Source organism: Paenibacillus sp. FSL F4-0122, assembly GCF_038002845.1.
In the GTDB taxonomy this organism is placed as follows: Bacteria; Bacillota; Bacilli; order Paenibacillales; family Paenibacillaceae; genus Paenibacillus_AQ; species Paenibacillus_AQ odorifer.
Map to the genome: position 1 here is coordinate 6,083,314 of NZ_JBBODI010000001.1, position 19,359 is coordinate 6,102,672.

Annotated in this window: 18 protein-coding genes; 5 read left to right on the top strand and 13 right to left on the bottom strand. The window is 39.1% G+C overall.

Annotation, left to right across the window (positions count from 1 at the left end; all coding sequences use genetic code 11):
- Positions 1-31: 31 nt before the first annotated feature.
- Both MHH49_RS26525 and MHH49_RS26530 read right to left on the bottom strand, forming a co-directional pair.
- Complete coding sequence (locus MHH49_RS26525; protein ID WP_036678006.1) at positions 32-1,831, bottom strand: vWA domain-containing protein; 1,800 nt, start codon at positions 1,829-1,831, stop codon at positions 32-34.
- Positions 1,832-1,833: 2 nt separating this feature from the next.
- Complete coding sequence (locus MHH49_RS26530) at positions 1,834-2,895, bottom strand: AAA family ATPase (RefSeq protein WP_076099290.1); 1,062 nt, start codon at positions 2,893-2,895, stop codon at positions 1,834-1,836.
- Between the two features lie 257 nt (positions 2,896-3,152).
- Between MHH49_RS26530 and MHH49_RS26535 the strand changes: the two genes are divergently transcribed.
- Both MHH49_RS26535 and MHH49_RS26540 read left to right on the top strand, forming a co-directional pair.
- Positions 3,153-3,581, top strand: coding sequence for a MarR family winged helix-turn-helix transcriptional regulator (locus MHH49_RS26535; protein ID WP_036678010.1), 429 nt, complete (start codon positions 3,153-3,155; stop codon positions 3,579-3,581).
- Between the two features lie 29 nt (positions 3,582-3,610).
- Positions 3,611-5,245, top strand: coding sequence for an MDR family MFS transporter (locus MHH49_RS26540; RefSeq protein ID WP_076099291.1), 1,635 nt, complete (start codon positions 3,611-3,613; stop codon positions 5,243-5,245).
- Between the two features lie 91 nt (positions 5,246-5,336).
- Here the strand turns inward: MHH49_RS26540 and MHH49_RS26545 are convergent, their stop codons facing one another.
- A complete protein-coding gene (locus MHH49_RS26545) occupies positions 5,337-5,888 on the bottom strand; it encodes a YdhK family protein (RefSeq protein WP_076105643.1) in 552 nt (183 codons plus the stop codon).
- Between the two features lie 175 nt (positions 5,889-6,063).
- On the opposite strand from MHH49_RS26545, the gene sleB reads away from it, so the two are divergent.
- Entirely contained in the window at positions 6,064-6,705 is a 642-nt protein-coding gene (sleB, locus tag MHH49_RS26550) for a spore cortex-lytic enzyme (protein WP_094901316.1), read from the top strand.
- 47 nt (positions 6,706-6,752) lie between these two features.
- On the opposite strand, the gene MHH49_RS26555 is transcribed toward sleB, so the two are convergent.
- Both MHH49_RS26555 and MHH49_RS26560 read right to left on the bottom strand, forming a co-directional pair.
- Positions 6,753-7,592 (bottom strand): GNAT family N-acetyltransferase, encoded by an 840-nt coding sequence (locus MHH49_RS26555; protein WP_094901318.1) that lies wholly within the window; start codon positions 7,590-7,592, stop codon positions 6,753-6,755.
- Between the two features lie 20 nt (positions 7,593-7,612).
- A complete protein-coding gene (locus MHH49_RS26560) occupies positions 7,613-8,164 on the bottom strand; it encodes a GNAT family N-acetyltransferase (protein ID WP_326047999.1) in 552 nt (183 codons plus the stop codon).
- Between the two features lie 404 nt (positions 8,165-8,568).
- On the opposite strand from MHH49_RS26560, the gene MHH49_RS26565 reads away from it, so the two are divergent.
- Complete coding sequence (locus MHH49_RS26565) at positions 8,569-9,372, top strand: DUF2935 domain-containing protein (RefSeq protein WP_036678028.1); 804 nt, start codon at positions 8,569-8,571, stop codon at positions 9,370-9,372.
- A gap of 251 nt (positions 9,373-9,623) precedes the next feature.
- Positions 9,624-10,415 (top strand): hypothetical protein, encoded by a 792-nt coding sequence (locus MHH49_RS26570; protein ID WP_076099294.1) that lies wholly within the window; start codon positions 9,624-9,626, stop codon positions 10,413-10,415.
- Positions 10,416-10,485: 70 nt separating this feature from the next.
- Here MHH49_RS26570 and MHH49_RS26575 read toward each other — a convergent pair whose 3' ends face one another.
- The 8 genes from MHH49_RS26575 to MHH49_RS26610 form a co-directional block, all read right to left on the bottom strand.
- Positions 10,486-10,752, bottom strand: coding sequence for a CD3324 family protein (locus tag MHH49_RS26575; RefSeq protein WP_038570858.1), 267 nt, complete (start codon positions 10,750-10,752; stop codon positions 10,486-10,488).
- Positions 10,753-10,940: 188 nt separating this feature from the next.
- Positions 10,941-12,335, bottom strand: coding sequence for a protoporphyrinogen oxidase (locus tag MHH49_RS26580; RefSeq protein ID WP_341138660.1), 1,395 nt, complete (start codon positions 12,333-12,335; stop codon positions 10,941-10,943).
- Positions 12,336-12,479: 144 nt separating this feature from the next.
- A complete protein-coding gene (locus MHH49_RS26585; protein ID WP_076215432.1) occupies positions 12,480-15,083 on the bottom strand; it encodes an ABC transporter permease in 2,604 nt (867 codons plus the stop codon).
- Positions 15,080-15,763, bottom strand: coding sequence for an ABC transporter ATP-binding protein (locus tag MHH49_RS26590; protein ID WP_036678042.1), 684 nt, complete (start codon positions 15,761-15,763; stop codon positions 15,080-15,082). Before MHH49_RS26590 ends, MHH49_RS26585 begins: the two co-directional genes overlap by 4 nt.
- Positions 15,764-15,858: 95 nt before the next feature.
- Complete coding sequence (locus tag MHH49_RS26595) at positions 15,859-16,860, bottom strand: sensor histidine kinase (protein ID WP_076179845.1); 1,002 nt, start codon at positions 16,858-16,860, stop codon at positions 15,859-15,861.
- 1 nt (position 16,861) lies between these two features.
- Positions 16,862-17,545: a response regulator transcription factor gene (locus tag MHH49_RS26600; RefSeq protein ID WP_036678046.1), complete on the bottom strand. Its 684-nt coding sequence runs from the start codon at positions 17,543-17,545 to the stop codon at positions 16,862-16,864.
- 35 nt (positions 17,546-17,580) lie between these two features.
- Complete coding sequence (locus tag MHH49_RS26605; protein WP_036678048.1) at positions 17,581-18,381, bottom strand: GNAT family N-acetyltransferase; 801 nt, start codon at positions 18,379-18,381, stop codon at positions 17,581-17,583.
- Positions 18,382-18,591: 210 nt separating this feature from the next.
- Entirely contained in the window at positions 18,592-19,359 is a 768-nt protein-coding gene (locus MHH49_RS26610; protein WP_036678050.1) for an SDR family NAD(P)-dependent oxidoreductase, read from the bottom strand.

Sequence of the window (19,359 nt, forward strand, 5' to 3'; positions counted from 1 at the left end):
TTGTTACCTCGCTCTAAATTTATTCTAAGCCCTAATTAATTCTGAATACAGGTCCTTTGGGTGAGAAAGGCAAGTCATTACCCTTGGGCAAAATATAAGCATGGTCTCTTTTAAGGATCAGCTTGTCACAATAACCATCTGTAATAATTAGAAGCGGTCCTTTTTTCGGGAAATCCTCAGCTTGTTGAATCAAATCAATAGCTGGTTGTAAGATCGTTCCCCCTCTTCCCTTCACTTGTACCCGATCCGCGATAGCCTCGGGGGGCATGTAACCTGCATCATAAGGACAAGCATCACAAAAGATAATCCGTGCAAAAGGAACATCACGAGCCTGCGCATAACTTGAAATGGCCCCTAATGCTTTGGCCAGAAGTTTTTTATCCATTGAGCCTGAGGTATCTAAAATAACTCCAAAAGTACGGCCATCATCTGCAGCACCGCTATGAACCCACTGTGGTCGAGGGATATCAGGCGTAGAAGATTGACGTCTGCTAATTCGTGAATAAGATCTGGTCTTCTCAAGCGGTGAAAAATAATGATCAAACCACCGAGCAAGCTCTACATCCCATTTAATAGGTGGCTGGCCCAGCGCTCTAATCTCTTCAACTAGGCCTGATGGCAAAAGACCGCGACTTTGCTCTTCATGATACATAAGTCCCTGTTGCATAGCATTTTTACAGAAATCATCTAACGTTTGTCCTTCTCTCGCATCCCAAAAACTTGATGAACCGTTATCTAAAATGTCACCGAGTCCATTCCCTCTCAAGGTTGCCAGTTTCTTATAAGTGCGGATATCTCCGACCATACGATCATAAATCGTTTCAGCAGATAAACCTTTAAGCTCAGGATCTAATAAGAGTCCAATTCGCGGATACTCCCCTACACTCATTTCCACTAGCCATAAATTTATAACGTAGTCACAAGCCACATTCCAAAGATAATGATCCCGGCCAAGACACCGCTCGTGATGCTGAAGCCCTGCATGCAGAAGCTCATGCGCCATCACGAAAATACACTCCTCATCGTTTAGTCCAGCTGCAGGGTTCATGAATATTTTGCGATCAATAACGTCAATGGCAGCTATGGAAATATCTAATCGCCGACATATCGCTGGATCTTCTATAATCTCAAAGCCGGCGGCAAGCGCTCCTAATAAAGGATATCTGTCCATAAACCATCGTTTTGCCCGTTGTGGAGCTGTTAAAGAAAGTGCAGGGTCACTAATAGTATTAGCATGTCCTCCAGCAACACTTACTGCATTCGTCACAGCATTAGATAACCCATAAGCAAAATAGGCTTCCCAATCCGGCGCTTTTCCCCAGTATCTTTTGGTGGTTTCTCGAACATTCATGTCCGGCTTTGAAACACCCGCAGTCCCAAAATATCTGGAGTTGTCCGGAATTCCTTTTATCATAAATTGCTCGTAAAGCTGTTGTTCATCTTTAATTGTAAGATCAATTCGCGACTCCATATCTGCGGGTACTTTCCCAAACTTCAAGTCATTTAAAAACTTTGCTATGTACACATCACATGCAACGTTCCACGCCACTTGATTCTCTTTAATCTTTAAATGTCCAAGACCTAAATGAAGAAAACAATGTGCCAAAACGTACATCCATTCAGCAACCTCGCCACGCCGTTTAGGATGAGTGTAAATATAACCGTTATTAGTGACAATTGCCCAGCCGTCTTCTGGATAGGGACTATTTTCATTATGGATAATCGAAGCTCGAACAGATAACGGCGCAAAAATAGGATGATCCGCGATTAACGAACATGCTTCATTAAAATTTTTCAAAGCGGGATTATCTGGAGTTGTTTTTTTAGCCATATTTACCCCCGCTCTTTTATTGCAAGACGTGGTAAATCACGTACAATTTCAACCATTAACCAATCTGGAATATTATCACTTTGCTCCTGCTTAGCAACTACTAGCTGTGCAATTTCGAAGCTAATGACGGACAGGTCTTTAATCAGCTTTTTAACCGTGTGTGCAAATTGGCGATGTCCATCTCGTACGTTATCTTTAATCGGAGGGAGTTCTTTGATAATCTGGGCACGCAAGGATTGCGCCAGGAAATACAGGAGATCCCGATCTTCTGGAGCCGTTGGAAATGAGGATTTACCATCTATAATTTGATTAAGTTCATATTTTCCAGTTAGATTTTTATAAAAAGCCCTGAATTGTGTGGCGTGAGAAGGTGTCAGTGAACCATTCGCTAAAATCCCCACGGTATCCACATTTATATCATCGCCAAACTCATGTAGTGCATCACTAAGCATATGCCAAGAGCGTGGCGTGGAGAAAGGCTCTTCAGTCTTTGGAGGTGCACTCCACAAATGATCGGGACGCAATTCCAGATATTCAATAACCATAGGATGAATGCTATGCTCATATGCCCAAGAGAGCCAATTCTGAAACGATACATTTAACTGTATATGGAACATCCGATTGATAAGCGCGGAGGACATAGGTTTAACAATTGCACTATCTTGTGCACGGTTACCAGCTCCTATTACTATAGAGCCCTCAGGTAGTTGATAATCGCCGATGCGGCGTTCGTGGATGAGACTATAAAAAGCTTTTTGCACCTCTTGAGAACAGGCATTAAGCTCGTCTAGGAACAAACAATATGGTTCATCCCGAGCAATCATTTTTGGAGGACAGAATTGGCTCTTACCGTTAACGATTTGCGGGACTCCAATGATGTCTTCAGGTGCTAATTGAGAACCTAATAGTGACACACAAGGAAGACCCACCTGATCAGCAAAAGCTTCTACTAGCGAAGATTTCCCAATACCAGGCGCCCCCCAGATAAAAACAGGGCGAATCACAGAAACGTTTAGAAGTACTTGCATAAGTTGAATAGGTGTTATAGGAGTTGCTAGATTCAAATAAATGCTCCTTTTTAATGAAATAATAATAAAGATAACTATACACAGTATAACAAATAATTCATTAGCTCAGGAACGAACTTCAACAACAACACTCTATTTCATTCGAAAAAAACAAACCTTTTCTTGACGAGATATAAAAAAGGATGATATATTGTTTCACGCTTTAATAATTAAGTAGTTAATCATTTAGTTGTTATCTAAAATTTAATGGAATTACTTATTCCGCCCTATTTCATAACTTTAGGAGGCGTGATTTGGCTAATAATGAAGATTTTCTTCAGATTTCTACTATGTTCAAATCCTTTTTAAAAGGAATCTCCCAAGATTGGAACAAACAAGACTACCCCTTAAATATTACACAGTTCAAAACCCTCAGGACTTTATCTAAGAACGGTCCACAAAACGTATCACAGATTGCTGCAGCTCTGGGTATTACCTCAGCAGCAATTACAGGCGTAACAGACCAATTAATCGCTGAAGATTACGTAAATAAGGAACGCGCCAAAGATGATCGAAGGGTTGTCCACATCACCATTACGCAGAAAGGAGAAGCAACGATTAAAGAGGTGCAGGAACGCCATCAAGAACTTATGGAATCTTACTTTAAGATACTGCCCGATGAGGATATTGAGCATTTAAGAAGAATTTTCGCAGTAATAATTTCTGATTTAGACAAGAGATAAAATTTAAAAAGTGGCGGGGAAACAATCAAATGGAACATTTATCCAGCAAACGAAAACTTAGTATTATGATAGCAATAATGGCTGCAATGCTGTTCGCAGCGATTAATCAGACAATTACAAGTACTGCTATGCCGCGTATAATCGCAATTCTTGATGGCATGGATTACTATACTTGGACTATTAACATTTATTTATTAACATCAACAATAGCAACCGTTCTTGTCGGTAAGTTATCTGATATGTTCGGACGTAAACCCTTTCTATTAGCAGGTATTCTCTTATTTATGGTTGGGGCTTTTCTGACAGGTACATCTTCCGATGTTTATCAATTTATCATTTACCGTGGGATTCAAGGGGTAGGTGCAGGTATTATTCAATCCACCGCATTTACTGCCGTAGGTGACTTATTCCCTCCGCGTGAACGTGGTAAATGGATGGGGTTGATGATGGCAGTATTCGGCTTCTCCAGTGTGCTTGGACCAACGCTTGGAGGCTTTTTGATTGACAATATGGATTGGCATTGGCTGTTCTGGATCTTCCTACCGCTTGGTGTAGTAGCCTTCGTGATGATTCTTACCTTATTTCCTAAAGGCAAACGCGGGGAGTCAACCAGCATCGACTATTTAGGTTCCTTGCTAATGACAACTACCATCGTGCCTCTACTGCTTGCCTTCACCTGGGCAGGTACAGAATATGATTGGGGTTCTTCGCAAATTCTCGGCCTGTTGGCGGGAACGGTCGTTTCGGCACTTCTCTTTATTTTGGTCGAATCCAAAGCTAAAAATCCAATTCTTCCGCTTCATCTATTTAAGAATAGCGTAGTTACCATATCTAATATTATTGGTTTTATTATGAACTTCGGTATGATGGGAGCTATGATCTATCTTTCCTTCTTCGTACAAGGTGTTCTGGGGATCTCCGCGACATATGCAGGGTATGTTACTATGCCAATGTCGATCGTTATGGTTGTAGCCAGTGCCCTTACCGGACAAAAGATGGCGAAAAAAGGGAAGTATAAACGTTACGCATTAATTGGAATACCCATTATGATTGCTGGTATGACAATTATGGTATTTATGAATAATGTACCGATGGCTGTCCTAAGTATGATTGTGTTTGGTCTTGGGTTAGGATTGGGAATGCCAGTATTCTCACTAGCTACTCAAAATGCGGTTTCACACACAGAACTGGGTGTAGTAACGGCCTCCTCACAATTATTCCGTAATTTAGGCGGTACGATCGGTATCGCAGTCATGGGTACCGTTATGTCAAATAGTCTTACCAAAAACTTGAAGGAAGCTCTGCAATCGTCATCAGCACCGGATTTCACACAGATAGATCCAAAACTTGCTGAGCAAATGCTCTCCTTCGCTAATCCACAGGCATTAATGAACAAACCATTGCTTGAACAGACTCAAGCTAGTCTGCCAACCGATGTACAGCCTATCTTCTTACAAATGATTGAGGGTATCCGTGACGCTTTAGGACAGACATTGTCATCCGTGTTCTTAACCGGGACCATTGTGCTTGTTGTAGCTTTCGTGCTTGTCTTCTTCCTGAAGGAGCTTCCACTTCGTACTTCTAACCAAATGCCAGTTCCTGAAGAAGCTGAACAGGACCCGTCAAACATGAAATCTTCAAAACTTGCAGTGGATAAAGCCTAACCGCAAATTACTTTGAAGCTGATTATAAAACAACAAAAACTGCAACGTACTCATGCGTAACTGAGTAAGTTGCAGTTTTTGTGTTGATCTATTATTTTACAGGTGAAAGCTCATCTTCTGTTACCCACTTATGATTTTTCACTTCATCTCCACCCGTAGTAGGTTTGTAATTAATCATATAGACAGTGGTTTTTTCTGCGGAGTTAATCTGAGCCGTTGCACCCTTCATATCCTTCATATGATCAGATTCCATAATAACCTCTGAGCCTGGTTGATAGGATATATCATCTGCTTCTTTTATTTCTTCATGAATAATCCACTTATGATTTGTGACCGGCTGACCTCCTGTAGTAGGTCTATAGGAAACATTATATGCTGTCGTCTCATAAGCTCCCACAATTGTCGCAATGGCTCCCTTCATCCCTTCCATATGGTCAGTTTGGATCACAGCTTCACTTCCTACTTTGTAAGTAGGATTCTCCGCTACCCTCAGATCTTTTGGAACTTCACCTGAACTTGAATGTGAGTTATGTTCCATTTGTGTATCGTTAGAAGACATTTGATTGCCATAGCTATTGTCATTACTACAAGCACTTAAGCTGAAAGCAGCTGCGACGACTAGTAGAAATAATTGCTTTTTCATATAAAAGACCTCCGAAATTTTATCTGCCTATAAGTATTATTTTACCCATTTCAGAAAATCACAAACTGAACTAAGGATTTACAGTTTGTAAAACAGTAATTTATTTTCCATTAAATGAGTGTTGTCTCAATGATTAAACTATATTTATAATGTTTTCTGAAAGGAGGCTACTATAATGAAGACTAAAATATTCACTTTGTTGCTTCTTTTGGGTCTGGTGAGCATGGCTACTATGATCGGTTCTGCTAATGCAGCTCCGGTATTAACCATAGGAAGTTCTTCAGGAGATGTATGGGATCTACAATATAGATTAAAAACCCTTGATTTCTACACTGAGCCCTTAGATGGGGTATACGGATCACAAACGAAAGCAGCGGTTGCTAGATTTCAAAAGGCCTATGGAATAAGCGCTGATGGAATTTCGGGGACAAAAACTTGGAATATTTTAAAAAAACACACGCTTAATATTAATGAAATGGATATTTTGGCTAAAGTTATCTACAGTGAGTCTCGCGGTGAGCCTTATGTTGGACAAGTTGCAGTGGGTGCAGTAGTCATGAATCGTATACAATCAAGTCAATTTCCAAATAATATTAAAGAAGTTGTATTCCAAAAAGGAGCTTTCACAGCCGTATCTGACGGCCAGTATTGGCTTACACCAAATCAGACAGCTTATTTAGCTGCTCTTGATGCTGTTCGGGGTTGGGACCCCACAAACCATTCAATCTATTATTTCAATCCGGATACAGCAACAAGTGTATGGATCTGGTCACGTCCGCAAAACTTAAAAATTGGTAAGCATATATTTGCAAGTTAAACGCATCAAATAGCTAAGATCAACAAAAGCCGATCTAACTATGATAGTTAGATCGGCTCTTCAGTTCCAAGCACTAAAGCCATATTAATCTGCCCTACTTCGTCCTTATGGTTATACCCCAATTTATTATAGATTCTGATCGCATTTCGATTTTCTTTATCTGCTGCTAGAAAACTCCGCTTAGCGCCGTTGTTATTCCCCCAGCGTATACCTTCAACAGCTAACTTATGTCCGATACCTTGGTTATGATATTTCGGATCTACAGCTAATTCTCTAAGCCATAACACAGGTCCCTTTTCATTTTCAAATCCGTAGATGTTCAATAAACATACTCCAACAATGCTTTTATTCAATTCTGCTACAAGAATACAAGAATGATCCGATTCATTCCATGTTTGTATGAAATCCAACTCTTCACCATAGAAACCTCTTGAAAGATTTATACATGCTTTGGTGATCATACTAACCTGTAAATAGTCTTTAGGCTCAATGTTTCTTATGAATGGTGATTCTGCTTGATCGGTGATCTTCTTTGAGATATCCTCATTCCAGAAATCAATAAACTGACTAACTATCTTGAACCCCAAAGACTCCATAACTGGCATGAGATCTGGATGTATAAATTCGATATACATTCTATGAGTTCCACCCACAGGTAATTGAATAAACTTACTGGTCAGATCTATTAGTGCAGTCCTAAATAATTCTGTAGACTCGGCAGCCCAGTGAATATTATGACCCTCATCAACCGATTTACATAATATAAACACACCAGGTTCATCAATAAGAATATCCTCAGGCGCCTGTAGTTCCAGCTCTTCAACATCCAAATATTGCAAAGAACTGTACTTATAAGCTTTCGCTTTTAGGAATGAATTCTTAAACATAACTTCGAAATAATCCCCTTTTATGGATTCGATAATTTTGATTGGTTACTAAATGTAAAAATCATCTTTAATTCATCATCATATGACTTCCCGCATTCCTCTAAATAACTATCACCAGTGTATTCTTTTAAAGTTTTCCTCCAAAAATGCTGTGCTCTCCCATTTGTGCCCGTGGGATTTGTTTGCAACTCCCAGTTACCCAAATGAAGCTTAAAGACTTCCTTAGCTGCATATTCAGCAATTCCCTTACCACGGAAGGGCCGTAGAATAAAAAATTCATTCAAATAGAATTCACAAGCAGACGGTGTGTAAGGCGGTGTAGCAACTAATGCAAATCCTACTGGAATATCATTTTCTTTTATTAAATAAGGATACAAAACGCCAGCTTTCTCCCACCAAATGTCGAAGACTTTATTCTGTTCCTTCAGTGTCTGTGTCTCGTCCTCCTCGAATACCCCGTATCGATTAGGAATCGTCCCCCATATTTCTGATAGATCGTGTAAGTATAGTGGGTAGAGGTTGTTAATAATAAACTTCGAGGCACTATCAGTTAAGGTGATTGTGATATTCATATCGTTACCTTCCTGCCTTCTATCGAATTTTTGAATATATTAATGGAGATCACTCAAATAACATTCTGTATCATTATCTTTTGTATACTCTGTAAGTACTTTCCGTTAAAAAATTATGGCAGAATAACTTTTTATCTTCAATGGTTCAGGAACAAACTTAATCTCCAACATCCCCCACAATTTCTTCTCCATAATTACTTCTTTTCTCAGTATATTTACGACCTCGCTCTAGTTATATGCCATATTCGATTAGAATTAATTTTTATATAATGTCACCATTTATATTTGATAATTAAGTTAAGCGTACCTGTACTTCTATATACTCGACTCGCCTTAACTTCTGCGGATATAGTACAAACCTCTAGCATATTATAATTGTATAAAAATGGGAGGTGTGCTCAGATATGCCGGATCCTTTTGTTTCGAGATCTCTAGATGAAATACGATTCTGGTCACGAATCATGAAAGAACACTCTTTTTTTCTTAAATTAGGGTTTCGTTGTGAAGACACGCAACTAATTAATGAAGCAAACCATTTCTATGCCACATTCGAAGCCATAGAGAATAGATCACTCGGATTTACTGTGGATTCTGATCCAGCAGTAATACGGAAGTTTAATGAGGAAGTTCATAGTGCAGCTTCACATATCTGGGCGTTCAAAAGAAAAATACTAGGTCTAATTCTACAATGTAAGCTTCCAGGCGGAACGAACTTCCCCTTATTAGTGGATCATGTCAGTAGGGAAGCCAACTATTTTCGAAATCGACTAGAAGAACTGAATCAGGGTAGGTTAGATCCTTTACCAGACGCAATTATTAATGAAAATGTATTCTTCCTACGTATAATGGCAGACCATGCTAAATTCATTGGTCATTTATTGGACCCCTCTGAACGTCAACTTGTTGAACAAGCAAGAAATTTCAGCCATGACTTTGATGTTTTGCTGTATCAAGCTATTGATCTTAGCTCCATGCGTCCTCAATCCCAAACCAAACCCCTGCTCAGTCAGCAACTTGACGAGAATAAAGTCTCAGTTAAATCTCTCCGTGACTTTAAGAAAACGGCACGAGATCTTATTGAGGAATGTCGAATAAAGAGCATCATCCATCCATTGCTTGCGGATCATGTATTCCGAGAAGCAGAACGATTCCTGTATATAATTGATGCATTTGAAGCCTCTTTGAATATGAATAAACAAATCGTATAGCATTACATATTTAATGGATAGGGCGACAACTTGTATCAAAAAATACAGGTTGTCGCCCTATCTATCTTTATATTTGACTTCATTTAATTCAGTAATCCATTCCCAATCGATGTATAGAGATTTAAAGCACAAAAAGTAGTTGGTATTTGAGAAAAAACACTTTATAGTAAAACTCAGGGAGGAATAGTAAGTTTATGGAATGCGGGATTGCTACCAGTAAATACAAAATCAATAGATAAGGATGATTGAAAATGAAAAGGTTTGGTCGATATTTGATACTATGCACTATGGTTATTGCTCTATTAATGCCATCCACTGTGTTTGCTGCTGATAAGAAATTGCTCAACGAAGCGAGTATTACTTTGTCTAGTGATGTTATTCCCGTGGGTGGAACCACAAAAATAAAAGTTCGCTTACTAGCCGAAATGACCAGTCTTACATATGCAAAATTGACACCTGAAGTTTCTGATGAATCTATACTTACCATTGAATTGGATGGTTACTCAGATTATATTATTACAGGAGTTCAAGAAGGTTCTGCAGAAGTAGTCTTCAACATTCCTGGTTGGTCTAAAGAAAGATTCCCTATTACCGTTCTATCTGAGGCAGATTATGAAGAAAAGATGAAAACGCCACAAGAAGTAATAGATTTCACAACCTATTCTAATCAAATAGCAGCGATTTTTAAATTTGACGAAATTGCCTCTGAGGCATATGTAAAGAACAGAATAGATACAGGTAACAATAGAAAACAACGCTATACAGCGTTTAATAATGTGATCATTCCCAATTACACTAAGTTGGTAATAGAGGCGAAAAAGATCAAAGCACCCAATACAGAATTGCAGGCGTTACATGAAATCTATTTAAAAGCGATTAAGTTGCAATTAGAAGCAATGACAATGATGAAAGAAGCACTATACAAAACAAAGGTTTCTAGTACAGCTATTAATGCCGCAAATAAAAAGATGGATGAAGGCGTGAAGTATGAAGGACAGTTTGTAGATGGGATCAATAAATATCGGAAAAAATATGGTATTTAAGATTAAATTATAATCAAATTCCAAAAACCACGTCAGAGTTTCCTCTAACGTGGTTTTTTTGGATGATAAGCTATTTTTTTGAATAAACAATTTTCTTGATACTATCTCTAGAAAGGCAATATTCATCTGAAAGCTGGTCAACCGTTGCACCAACAGCAAATCTTAGACAGATTTCGATATTTCTAGATCTTAAGTATTTTCTGCTCCCTGATTTTTCGCCCCATTTTACATGTGATTCTTCAGGCTTAGGGATATAAACCATACCACCGTTGATATATTTCTGAATTTCCTCTAATAATTCTTTTGGGAAAATCGTATCTGCATTTACATATTTCATAATCGCTCTGCTCCTTAAACTTTTTAATGAGTTTGAAGGTAGCAAAGTCTATTCTGTAAACAACCCATGCACACTGCACTAGCGGTAAACTCAATTTTTCGCTCTATACAAACAACCGCCGTTGTTTATAAGTCTAGACTTTGCATAGAGCTGATCGCTAATCTTCTCACGATTGTACACCCTCCTTTTTATTGTATAGTTACTTGTTCCAAAATACGCTCAGCTGTCTTTTCTCCATTCGCAATACAATCCGGAATACCAACTCCATAATAAGAGCATCCGGCAAGGATAACATTAGGATACCTATCTGTCATCTTCTTCTCTAAGGATACTACAATTTGATGATGAAGTTTATGGTAATTTGGCATTACATCATGCCATTTGGTCACATCATAGGTAGCTGGCTGTCCTGTTATCCCGAGACTGGTCTGTATATCTTTCAAAGCCACCTTCAATAGTTCCTCTTCAGATAGCTTGATCAACGAATCATAATGAGGGTTTGAGCTCTTATAAAAGAGTCTGACAAGCAAACGCTGTTGTCCTGACGTATGCTCCCACTTGCGACTTGTCCACGTACACGCATTACATAGAACATCATCGCTGTTGGCAGTGATGAACCCTGTGCCATTCGCAGGCAACTGACTATCAGGGATATTAAATCCTAAATATACACTAATCATTGAACTATTATATAACTGATTGAAATCTTCATTTAGTTCTTCGTCTTGAAGTAGCGCTTGTGCAGTAGAATGCATCGTTCCAAGTACGACAACATCGGAGTCTATGATTCGTCCATCTGCCAAAGTTACCCGGTACTGCTCTCCACGTTTCTCAATTCTCTCGGCACGAATCCCTTTGATGATCTCCGAATTAGAAAGATGTTCTTCCATAGAATCGATCAAGGCAGATACACCTCCCTTGAATGACATGAACTTCTTATCGCCATTTCCTTGAAATTTGGCTTTATTAGCGGATAAACCCTGAATAATACTGCCGTATTCATTCTTATAATCAATCAAATAAGGCAGTGTCGAGGCAATTGTAAGTTCACTCAACTTCCCGGAATATACACCTGAAAGAACAGGTGAAATTTGCTTCTCGACAAGTTCCTTTCCTAAAAAAGCTTCTAGAAAATCACCCACGGAATCGTTTTTCGTAAACTTATTATTGGGTGTGTAGAAATCTTTGAGTGCTTCAACCTTTCCTTCAGCTGAGATCAGTTCTGTTGTAGCAAGCGACTCCATACTGAGTGGAATGCCAAAGACTGCATCTTTAGGAATTTGCTTCAGCTTACCTTCCGTATAAATAAAGGATATTCCTGTCGCGTTATATACGACCTCATGTTGTATACCCAATTCTTCAATCAGAGGTGCAACATTCGTTTTGCGGGTGACCATAGAATCTGCCCCAGACTCCATAATGAAGTCTTCTTGTTTTAGTGTTCTGATTTTGCCGCCCAGTCTATCGCTGGCTTCAACCAAAATAATTTTTACATCTAGCTTGTTATGCTCAATAGATTTCTGTAAATAGTAAGCGGTAGACAATCCAGTAATTCCCCCGCCTATCACGACAACTGTTCTCAATTCGTTGACACCTACCTCGTGGTTATAATCTGTATCAATTCAATTGTGTACATTATATCATAGGAATTTATAAGAATTTACATACCAACGTGTCAGATATGACACAAAAAAGCCGCGTTAAACGCGGCAATGATGGGCTAATAATTATATATTTTCCTGTTTTAATGCATCAATAATGTTCTCTTTTTTCACTTTTGAGCTTGAATATAACATGGCTGCGCTAACGATGATAAATACAGCCGCTATGACACACAAGATACTCATCCACGGAAGTGTGAATCCATAAGAGAAGCTATTCATCATTGATCTATAGATCAAGTACATAATAACTATACTAATCGGAAGCCCATAAAGTAATGACTTTATTCCATAAAAAACACTCTCGTAATTAATCATTTTATTAAAACCATTTGGCGTCATCCCTACAGACTTCAGCATCGCAAACTCTCTTTTTCGAAGGGATATGCTAGTTGATATCGTATTGAAAATGTTCGCAATCGATATTAAAGTAATTAAAGCAATAAAACCATAGGTGAAAATAGACATTAACATGATCATCTGCTCACTATTTTGTCTATTTTGATACACATTTTGAACATAGATATTACGCTCTTTCATTTCCTCTATGGCTTGCTGTGTCGCTAATGGGTCTGTGCTGTTCAAGTTAAGCCGACTTTGAATATCTTTACTCATCGTATCATTTGTTAGTTTATCGAAGACTTGTTCAGAGACGATGATGTTTATTCCACCAACCATTGCTGAATGTACACCCATGGGACGTTTATCAGTTAGAGCGGCAATTTTTACGGGTAATAAATCCGTCTCTTTTTTTGTATCCCAATCCGTATAAAAAAGATCAAGCTTTTGGCCGACTTCAGAGTGAAAAGCTTTGGTCTCGACAATTTTTTTGGCTTTCTCATCCTCAAAAGTAACCGTATCATTCACAATAGCAGTCATCTGATCAAGCTTCGTTAGTTGTTCATAATTTGTGCCGACCGTTTCTGCATAGGTTTTCAAACTCTGTTCATTTAGTGCATAAATCTGAATGTAGTAAGGATATTTCCCGTTCTTTAGAACACTCTTATCCGCCTGCACAATCTCTTGCAATTCTTTCGCCATATTTTTTTCATCAATCCATGAACTCACACTAAGTTCCCTAGTCACATTATATTCCGTTATATTAGGTAATTTGGATATCGATTTCGTCAACCGATCCACTTTTTGAGCGTCCTCAGTCCCCATATATACTTGGATATCATAGTTCAACCCATCCTGTGAGAGTTCTACCGACCTTGTCATATTAGAAGTGAACGCTGATACAGATAAAAACAAAACGATACTAATGACAAGTGAGAACACGGTTGCTTGGTACCTGCGTTTATTTCTCTTTAAATTCTTCAAACCAATTTCTGCTTCAATACCAAACAATCTGCGCACGAACTTGGATGTTTTCACAGCTTTACCAGAGAGCCTAACATCGGTTGTTTGTCTGATCGCATCAATAGCCGAGATCTTTGAAGCCTTTCTGGCTGGAAGATAAGTGGATATAAAAATTGTCAGTATTGAAACTAAACAAGCGGTTAGTAGAGACAGAGGTGTAACAACTAACGTTAATTTTTCTGTTATGCCTAATACATCTTGAATCATCGAATTGATAAACATAAAAGTGATCCCGATGCCTGCTATTCCGCAAATGATCCCAATGGGGATACTAATTAAACCGATAATCATTCCTTCAAAAAACACTGAATTCTGCTTCTGCCACTTTGTAGCCCCTACGCTGGAGAGCATCCCTAAATGACGTGCACGCTCCGAGACAGAGATCGCAAAAGCATTATAGATTAATGAAACGGAACCAATGATAATCACAACCATAATGATCACTGACAATGAAAGAAGTGTGTTACGTAAGCCATCGTTATTCGTCACACCATAGTAGCGGAGCAGACTATTATTATAAGAGATCGACTCGATATTGTTTTCTTTTGCCAATTCCTCTGCATGCTTGTATATGGAGCTATCCACCTTGTTTAATACTACCGTCGCTGTGGTTTTTTCGGCTGCTCCAATCAAGCTTTCATCCACATAACTTAAGGCAGTATAGCCCGGAGACCATGTTGGTTCCCAAGTAGGACGCTTTATCACTCCCACAATCGTATAGTTCATTGTTTTTTTATGAATAATCTTTTCAAGCAGGGTGTCCTCTTCAGTCCGTAATCGTTCATTCTGAGATAGGGGTTGGCCACTATTTTCATCATCGCTAGTGACACGTTCACCTACATCAAGCGTTAACGTTTCACCAATCTTGTAAGAGACTTTTGCATTCTTTGCAATCTCCTCAGAAATGACTACTTCGTGGTTTGTCTTCGGGAGTCTACCTTCCAGCAGTTCAATCGGAAATTGTTTAAAACCAGCTGCATTATATTCCTTGATATACCAATAAGGTTTATTCTCATTCTTCCCACCCTCTAAAGGGGCGTAACCACGATCGTTGGAGATCACTAGTGCTTTTGTCGCATCATCTGTTTCTATCGCTTTGAGCTGAGCTTTAGTAACATTTCTATATTGGACATGCCATTCTCCATTTGTCGAGATACTTTGCTTCTTCATTAATTCCATGAAAGAAAAACCTAAGGTCGCGACAGCCGTTACCATAGCTACAGAAATAATGACTCCAATGATAGTAACCAATGTTCTTCGCTTATTCTGTTTCAAATGTCTTATAGTTAATTTGTTTACGATATTCACGGACGAATCACCTCATCTTTAGCGATCCTTCCATCTTCAATAGTAATGACCCGATCTGCTTGCAAGGCAATACGTTCATCGTGAGTAATAACAATAAGTGTTTGATTATACGTTTTATTAAACATTTTTAATAATTCAATAATTTCACTACTATTCTTGCTATCTAGATTACCAGTTGGCTCATCTGCCAGCATAATTGCAGGATTACTAATTAACGCTCTGCCTATGGATACCCGCTGCTGCTGTCCGCCTGATAGCTGATTCGGCAGATGTTTTAAACGATTGTCCAGATTCAACGCCTTCACGGTATCCGCAAACTGTTTCTTATCCACCTTATGCTGATCGAGCAGTAACGGTAGTGTGATATTCTCTTCGACCGTCAACACCGGTATGAGATTATAGAACTGATAAATCAGACCAATTTGTCTGCGTCTAAAGATCGCCAGCTGTGTTTCATTCAAATCGTAAATATCCGTGTTATCTACAAATACTTTGCCGCTTGTCGGTCTATCCACTCCACCTAATAAATGCAGAATGGTTGATTTTCCTGAGCCAGATGGTCCGATAATCGCTACGAATTCACCTTTTTTAATTGAAAACGATACGTCATCCAGAGCCTTTACTGCAGTCTCGCCTTTACCATATGTTTTAGACAGATGTTCAATCTTTAAAATATCCATTGTTAGACCTCCATTTGTTGATGAGATCAGTATATCTGTCTACAATGACTCTCCAGTGACTCTTAAGTGACATTCTAGTCACTAAGCCATAAGTGTTAAATCACTTGCTTGTAAAATTTGATCTGAAATTGTGTACCCTTTCCTACTTCACTCATCACATCAATCGTTCCGTTTTGTTCAGTGATAATACTTTGCGCCAAGGCAAGTCCAATTCCAACGCTGTCTTCGTTTGCATTTGTCCCCTTGTAGAATCGTTTGAAAATATAGGGGATCTCTGCCTTAGGAATTCCTTTGCCATTATCAGTAATGACAATTTCCGTGAACAGCGTGTTTTCTGCAAAAGAAATCGTGATCACTCCCCCAGCAGGTGTATGCTCTACACAGTTTTTCAGAATGTTAATGATGGCCTCTGTGGTCCAATTGAGATCACCTATGAATGAGCTAGCGTCTTCTCCTTCGATTAAGATCCGTTGCTCCTTAATATCCATAGGAATCAGTATGGGCTCCATAGATTTCTGAACAAGCCTCTTTACTTTTATTGAATCTTTTTTAAATTGAATGGTTCCGGCATCGATCTTTGAGAACTTTAATAATGAAGAAACCAGCCAGCCAATCCGATCGAGCTGAAGGCTGATTTTCCGCGTAAATTCTATTCTTTTCTCAACGTTCAGTTCAGGGTCGCTTAATAAATCTGCCATCACGGTCATGGAGGTAAGTGGTGTTTTGAGCTGATGGGAGATGTCGGAGATCGCATTGGTAAGCTTTATTTTATCCTCTTGCAACAGCAAACGCTGCTCCGATAACATCAACGTCACCTTATAAATATCATTTTTCAGGATACTAAGCTCGCCTTCCTGATTATCACGAACATCGAGCGAATAATTACCGCTGCTAATTTGACGTAGATACCCTGAAAGCTTCTCAATTTCGCGGTATCTCCAGCGGGTAAATAATAAACAACAACCTATAAGCAGAACTGAAGTTAGCGCCGTGATCCCCATCGCCCCTGATGAAATAAATGCCGTTACTATAATCGCCAGAAGGCTGATCGTAGACATCGTTAGTAATAACCATCTAAATTCTTTGTTACGTAACATCCTAATCACCAACCTTATACCCTAAACCTCGTACTGTTTTGATTAAGGTGGGCTCTTGCGGGTTATCCTCTAACTTTTCCCGTAAGCGTTTAATATACACAGACAATGTATTATCATTTACAAATTCTCCGGCGACATCCCAAATCCGCTCTAACAATTGATTTCTGGAAAGGACTTGTCCCACATGATTAGCAAATATCAGAAGCAGACGATATTCTAATGCTGTTAGCAGAACTTCATTGCCGTTCTTATAAACTTTTCCTTCTAGCGTATTAATCCGTACATTCTCTAGTTCAAAATTAGACGGGGTCTGAGCCTGCTTGTTATATCTCCTTAACACCGATTTAATGCGTGATAACAGCTCACGAATCCGAAATGGCTTAGTTATGTAATCGTCTGCTCCCATATCAAGTCCCATCACTACATTGACCTCATCATCAATCGCAGTTAAAAAGATGACCGGAATATCGCTCCGTTCCTTCACGATCTTACACAGATCATATCCGCTGCCATCCGGTAGAGAGAGATCAAAAATGCAAAGTGTTACTTCAGATATCTGCTCCGCCAACACCCTCCTAGCAGAGGTTGCATCATAACATAAAATAGTTTCAAAATGATCCTGCTGCAAGGAATATTCAAGTCCTGACGCAATGGTTCTATCGTCCTCTACGAGCAATATTTTCATATATGTTCATCCTAACCTAATAATTTGCGAAACCGTCATATTGAAAAAGCGCTACACTTATATTGATGAATTTGCTGAAATCCTAAACGAAGAGCTAGCTTTTGGGAAGCTTCATTATCTAATGAACAGTCCCAATAAGGTGTAAAACCATTTGCAAGTATATCTCCCGCTACTAAAGCCGCTAAATGGGTCCCCACTCCTCTATTCTGATACTTGGAGAGGGTTTCAATTCCGATAGCATGAGTATCCACAGTAACGAAACTAGAATAACATACACCAATGATCTCAGCTCCCTCAATAGCAGCATATCCATAGCCTGTTGCCTTAAAGTCTTTTTTCGATGACCAGAATAAATCAATATTCTCATGTACAAATTCCATGTGCTTTAAATCTAAGTTCTCCCAATCCTGTATTTTAAGATTTATAGTTCTAATCCCATTATTAAGGGACTCAGCGGGCTTGTGGAATAACTTGAACACCATTTGTTCAAAAGGATATAGCTTCCTAGAAGGAAACATCAATGCCAGATTCCATTCATCGTGTTGACCTGAGACTTCAAAATACTCCAGCCCAAGCTTTTTCATCCTCGGTGCAATATGACTGGATACATAACTATCTAAGCTTTTGATAAATATCTCATTGGTGTGATCGCCTATAATATAAAATCCTTGCATCCCCTTACTCCATACCAATGCGCTTTTCGGTGTTACAAGTTGATCTACAAAAATCCAGCCCGGATTATTTCCCTCGATGATGGAGAGAATTTCAGGATGAATAAGAGCACCTGTAAGTAACGGTTTCACTTCAATAAAATCCTGTTGAGATAATTCAAGCATATGAACACTCCTCGCCAACAATTTATCTAAATAACTGAGCAATACTTAAAAGAATAATTCCCCTTTGTATATTCTATAAGATAATTCAACAGATTGCTTATTATTAAATCCGATCCGGGTATCCTAAATAAAAAAGAATTGAACCCAATGCTTAACGCACAGGCCCAATCCTTTATTTGGAGTATCCATAATGACCGAAATCAGCTTGCATTATTGACCTATCATACCACCGTCGACTGTATATAGAGAACCCGTTACGAATGAAGCCTCATCCGACAGAAGGAAGTTCATCACAGCGGCAACTTCTTGCGGTTCACCGTAGCGACCCATTGGTGTTGCAGCTTCGTTAGCTGCCTTGTATTCTTCTGCACTTCCGAAATTATTCTCAATTTTACGCATCATTTGTGTATTGATCGTTCCTGGCAGTACCGCATTAACACGAATGCCAAGTGGTGCAAGCTCATTTGCAGCTACGCGAGTCAGACCAATTACAGCATGCTTAGACATAATGTAAGGGGCCATGCCTGGTGCGCCCATGAGTCCTGCCAGAGAAGAAGTGTTCAGAATAGCACCTGAGTTTTGTTTTTTCATCACAGGAATTACATAGTGTAGTCCAAGAAATACACCACGTACATTGACGTTGTATACAAGATCAAGTGCTTTGACGTTAAGCTCTTCGATTTGACCTGCTGGACCTTCAATTCCGGCATTGTTTGCAAAATAATCAATGGCACCAAATTTTTCTACCGCTTTATTAACATAATTCTGAACGTCTTCTTCATTAGAGACATCCGCAGCTACAGCTAAAGAGTTAGATTCATTTAAGCCTAAATCTTGGATAACATTTTTTATCGCTTCTTCATTCAGATCGACAAGTACAAGATTCAGTTTACGATCAGACAATCGACGGGCAAGCTCCTTACCGATTCCTCCTGCAGCTCCAGTAATTACAGCAGTTTTTACATATGATTCACTCAT

Coding starts and splice junctions, on each gene's coding strand:
- MHH49_RS26540 (WP_076099291.1), top strand. CDS start 3,611: ATGGAACATTTATCCAGCAAACGAAAACTTAGTATTATGATAGCAATA.
- MHH49_RS26525 (WP_036678006.1), bottom strand. CDS start 1,831: ATGGCTAAAAAAACAACTCCAGATAATCCCGCTTTGAAAAATTTTAAT.
- MHH49_RS26560 (WP_326047999.1), bottom strand. CDS start 8,164: ATGAATATCACAATCACCTTAACTGATAGTGCCTCGAAGTTTATTATT.
- MHH49_RS26565 (WP_036678028.1), top strand. CDS start 8,569: ATGCCGGATCCTTTTGTTTCGAGATCTCTAGATGAAATACGATTCTGG.
- sleB (WP_094901316.1), top strand. CDS start 6,064: ATGAAGACTAAAATATTCACTTTGTTGCTTCTTTTGGGTCTGGTGAGC.
- MHH49_RS26595 (WP_076179845.1), bottom strand. CDS start 16,860: ATGTTACGTAACAAAGAATTTAGATGGTTATTACTAACGATGTCTACG.
- MHH49_RS26605 (WP_036678048.1), bottom strand. CDS start 18,381: ATGCTTGAATTATCTCAACAGGATTTTATTGAAGTGAAACCGTTACTT.
- MHH49_RS26590 (WP_036678042.1), bottom strand. CDS start 15,763: ATGGATATTTTAAAGATTGAACATCTGTCTAAAACATATGGTAAAGGC.
- MHH49_RS26610 (WP_036678050.1), bottom strand. CDS start 19,359: ATGAGTGAATCATATGTAAAAACTGCTGTAATTACTGGAGCTGCAGGA.
- MHH49_RS26545 (WP_076105643.1), bottom strand. CDS start 5,888: ATGAAAAAGCAATTATTTCTACTAGTCGTCGCAGCTGCTTTCAGCTTA.
- MHH49_RS26570 (WP_076099294.1), top strand. CDS start 9,624: ATGAAAAGGTTTGGTCGATATTTGATACTATGCACTATGGTTATTGCT.
- MHH49_RS26575 (WP_038570858.1), bottom strand. CDS start 10,752: ATGAAATATGTAAATGCAGATACGATTTTCCCAAAAGAATTATTAGAG.
- MHH49_RS26555 (WP_094901318.1), bottom strand. CDS start 7,592: ATGTTTAAGAATTCATTCCTAAAAGCGAAAGCTTATAAGTACAGTTCT.
- MHH49_RS26600 (WP_036678046.1), bottom strand. CDS start 17,545: ATGAAAATATTGCTCGTAGAGGACGATAGAACCATTGCGTCAGGACTT.